We start from the raw sequence: 4,298 nt of genomic DNA, 5'->3' as shown, positions 1-4,298 counted from the left end.
GGTCAGCCGGGCCTCCAACTGCACCGCCCGGACCATCTCGATCAGCTTGGATCCGAGGTTACGGGGCCTGGGCTCCAGAAGGCGGGCGGTCTGCATGGTCAGGGTGGAGGCCCCCGAGGTCGGGCGGCCATGGGCCACCGCCGAGCCGAAGGCGCGGACCACCGCCAGGGGATCGACGCCGGGATGGAGGAAGAACCGGGCGTCCTCGATGGCGATCAGCCGCTTCTGAAAGGCCGGATCAGTGCGGGTCAGGTCGGCTCGCACCCGCCAGCGCCCGTCCTCGACCGGCAGGGCCCGCAGCCAGCCCCCGCGCTGGTCCAGCACCACCGGCGACGAGCGCCGGGCCCGGGCCATGTCCGGCGGCAGCAGCGCGCTGATCAGCAGCAGCGCCGCCTGCAGCGCGATCAGGCCGACCAGCAGACGGGTGAAGCGGGGGACTGGAATGATCAACTCAAATCGCTTCGACTAAGACCTTGCGCCACACGTCCCGAAATCGTCCTCCCCCGCGGTCCGCGGGGGAGGACGGGTCCGGTCATCCCCCGGCGAGATGGTCGCCCGGCCCGAGTCGGACCGGGCATTGAGCGCGGGGCGATACATGTCCTTGGCCACGGCCCCGGGCATGAAGAACTCACCCGGAGTCACCGCACGGGCCACATAGGCCAGGGCGAAGGCCTTGTTGCCCTCCAGGTCGAGCGCCGCGATGTAGCGGTCGTCGCGGCTTTCCTGGACGTCGGGACTGGTCAGCTCGCCGAGGAACTTGAACGGACCGTTCTGGGCGTCATCGGCCCCCAGGGTGGTCTCGATCTCGAAGCCGGCGGCCAGGGCGTCGTCGACGACCAGGGCCATGGAGCGGGCCTGCATCGACCGACCCGAGACCAGTACGATCACCCGGTCGCCCTGGCGGATCGACAGCGGGTCGATCGCCGCCCCGGTCATCGAGAACAATCGCTTGCCGACGAACAGGCCGTTGGACTCGGGCCCCGGCGCCGCGACCGGCGTGCCGCGCACGCTGACCGTCCGCCACAGGGCGCCCTTGCCGCGGTTGGTGAAGCGGGCGTCAGCCAGCTTGCCCACCGCCCAGCGCGGCGCGCCGCCGGCCGGCGGCAGGGCCATGGCCCCCTGAGCGTCGATGGTGATCGGGCCGGCCGCCTTGAGCAGGGCGTGGGCTGCATGCAGCACCGCGGCCTGTTCCTGGGTGTTGAGGGCGTCAGGATCCTTGACCACGTTTTCCAGCCGGCCCTGCAGACCCTTGGCCACGTCCATCTGGCCGGCCTCGACCGCCAGGGCGGTCACGGCGGCTAGGTCGCGCAGCGGGCTCTGGTACCAGTCGGCGTCGTCGCGATAGCCCAGGGCCTTGACCGCCTGGCGCATCGCCGAGCGGGCCCGGGCCTGGTCGCCCATCAGGGCCAGACCGGCGGCGACCTGGGCCATGGCGATCGGCTGGGCCTCGTCCTTCATCTGGACGTCGTGCCACCAGCGCAGACGGGCCAGGTCGCCCTTGCCGCCCTTGGCCATCACATAGAGGGCGTAGGCGCTGGCCCGGCGGCGCATGCGCTCGGTCGCCTTCTTCGACAACTCCGGCGTGGTCGACCACCATTCGGGGTATTCCAGGCGATAGGCGACCGAGGCCCAACCGTCGGGACGGCTGATCTGGCGCATGGCGGCCATGGCCTTGTCGAGCGCCTCGTCCGGCACCGCCACGCCCTGGCGCTTGGCCTCGACCAGGAAGTCGGTGGCGTAGGCCCCCAGCCAGGCGTCGGCCTCGCCGTCGCCCACGCGCCAGAGCCCGAAGGCCCCGTCGAGGGTCTGGCGATCCAGCAGCTTGCCCACCGCTCCGGCCAGGGCGGCCGGGGTGCGCTTGAGCTTGGGGTCGCTGCTCAGGCTCTGGGCGTAGAGCAGCGGATAGGCGGTCGAGATCAGCTGCTCGGTGCAGCCATAGGGATAGCGCTGCAGGGCCACGGCGATCGCCGCCGGGTCGAAGCCCTTGAACGGCGAATAGCTGACCTGCAGCGTCACGTCGCCGGCCGCCAGGCCCGAGAGCAGCAGGTAGTCCGGGGTATAGGTCGCGCCGGGCTGCTGCAGTTCGGTGGTGGTGCGCACCACGTCGCCCCAGCCCAGCCGGGTCTGGATCGGATAGTCCTTGGCGGTGCTGAAGCCGGGGCCCGACACTTGGAAGCCGATCTTGCCGACGCCGGTCACGGTGGGCGCCAGGAAGGGAATCCTCTCGGCCACCCTCTGACCGAGGATCAGGGTGATGACCTTCTTGAAGGCCACACCGATGCCGCCCGACGAGGTCGCCGTGGCGGTATAGGCCCCGGCCTTGCCCTCGATATTGTGCAGCTCCAGCGTCGCGGTGGGCTTGTCGCCGGGGGCCAGGAAGCGCGGCAGGTTGAGGTCGGCGACCACCGGCTGGCGCACGGTCATCGCCTTGCTGGCCGAGCCGACGGCGGCGTCGGTCCAGGCCACGGCCATGATCCGCAGTTCGCCGTTGAACTCGGCGGCCGGCAGCTTGATCACCGCCCTGCCGTCCAGGCCGGTCTCGACCACGCCCGACCACAGGGCCACGGTCTTGATCGGCGTCGTGGTCAGGCCCCGCCCAGTTCGTCGGCCCCGAAATTGACATTGGCCGGTGCGCCGAGATTGGGATCGAGCAGACGACCGTAGTCGTCACGATAGTCCAGCGTCAGGGCCCGCTTGCCGAAGTACCATTTCACCGGATCGGGACTGTCCTGGCGGGTCAGGCGCAGGATGCCCTCGTCGACCGCCGCGACCGTGACCTTGGCCCGCTGGCCAAAGCCTAGGCCGGCCACCTTGATCGGCACCTCGACGGGCTGCTTGGAGTCCAGCTTGACCGGCGTGCCGATGTCGACGGTCAGTTTGCGGCCCTTGGGATCGAGCGGCACATAGACCAGTCCCAGGGCCCGTTTGGGCTTGGGCGACGACACCGGGTCGCGCGGCTGGATGACGGTGACCATCACATAGGCCCCGCCGCCCCAGGCGGCGTCGGTCTTCAGGCGCACGGTGGTCCCGTTCTCGCCGACGCTGACCGTCTTCAGGTCGATCAGGCGATCGGTGGCCACCGCCACCTGGGCCTGGCCGGCATAAGGCGATTTCAGGGTAATCTCGACCGTGTCGCCCTGGACATAGGCCTTGGTCCCGGCGGTGACGCGGACGAAATCCGGGGCCTCGCCCTCCTTGGCGGGCGCGCCCCAGCCGGCGGTGAAGCGGGTGACGGTGCGAGTCCCATCGGCCCCCTCGACCACCAGCCGATAGTCGCCCCAGCCGAGCCGGCGATTGATCCGCACGGGCTGACCCGCGCCGATATTGGCCTGGGCCGTGGCCACCACCGCGTCGCGGCTGGTGCGCCGCCACTGCCAGCGGCCGTCCTGCTGGAACCAGTCATAGTTCCAGTTCTCGCTGACCAGGGTCCAGGTCGCGGTCGCGCCCACCCGGGCCCCGGCGGCGTTGACCGCGATGATCTCCAGGCTGACGGGCGGGTCGCCCTTGGCGGCTTCGCCCTGGACGATCTTGACGCCGTAATAGAGCGGCTTGGTCCGCACCTTCAGGTCCAGGCCTTCGCGCACCGGACGGCCACCGGGCTCGAAGACCGAGGTCGTCACCGCCGCCACCAGCGGCTGGCTGGTCTCGGCCGCCGAGCCGGTGTCGACCGACAGCACCGCCCGGCCCTCGCCGTCGGTCACCGTCGTGCCCAGTTCGAGATACTTCTCCTCGAAAGGCGTCTGGTCGTCGCCCCACCGATAGTCCTTGAAGGCCGGGAACGGATCGGAGTCGACCCGCAGCCGCGCCTCGCCCTGGGTCTGCAGGCCGGCGCCCGGCGCCCCGTAAAGGAAGCGGGCCGAGATATCGACCTTGCGCGCCTGGCCGGCGCCGATCGGCTGGCTGTCCTGGCCGGTCGCGGTGACCGCCAGGCGCTGGGGCGCGAAGTCCTCGACGCTGAACCGGTAGGCGCCGGCAGGAGCCTCGATACCCTCGATATGCAGTTCGGCCGTCCAGCGGCCGCGCGGCGCCGAGCGCGGCAGGGCGATGTCGGCCAGCACCGAGCCGGCGTCGGCGCGGCTGAACGACCAGCGCTTGAACTCGACCCCTGACGGCCGCTTAACCAGGATATAGCCCTTGCGGTCGTTCACCGCCTTGGCGGCGCGGTCGCGGACCATGGCCGCCAGGTGCACGGTCTCGCCGGGCCGATAGATGCCGCGATCGGCGTAGAGATAGCCGTCGATCTCGCCCTTGGCGGCCCGGCCGCCTTCGGATTCGGAGCGACCGCCGATGCCCTGTTT

At 70.7% G+C, this 4,298-nt stretch carries 1 protein-coding gene and 1 pseudogene; both read right to left on the bottom strand.

What is annotated here, in order from left to right:
* The coding region (locus CSW58_RS10440; protein ID WP_201721641.1) for a transglycosylase domain-containing protein at positions 1–447 on the bottom strand (447 nt) is incomplete at its 3' end.
* An 87-nt stretch (positions 448–534) separates the two neighbouring features.
* Positions 535–4,298: pseudogene (locus CSW58_RS10435) on the bottom strand (alpha-2-macroglobulin); the annotation flags it as partial.

This window comes from Caulobacter sp. B11, from assembly GCF_002737765.1.
Classification (GTDB): Bacteria; Pseudomonadota; Alphaproteobacteria; order Caulobacterales; family Caulobacteraceae; genus Caulobacter.
Note: the sequence above shows the minus strand (reverse complement) of the source record. Positions and strands in the feature narration are given on the sequence as shown.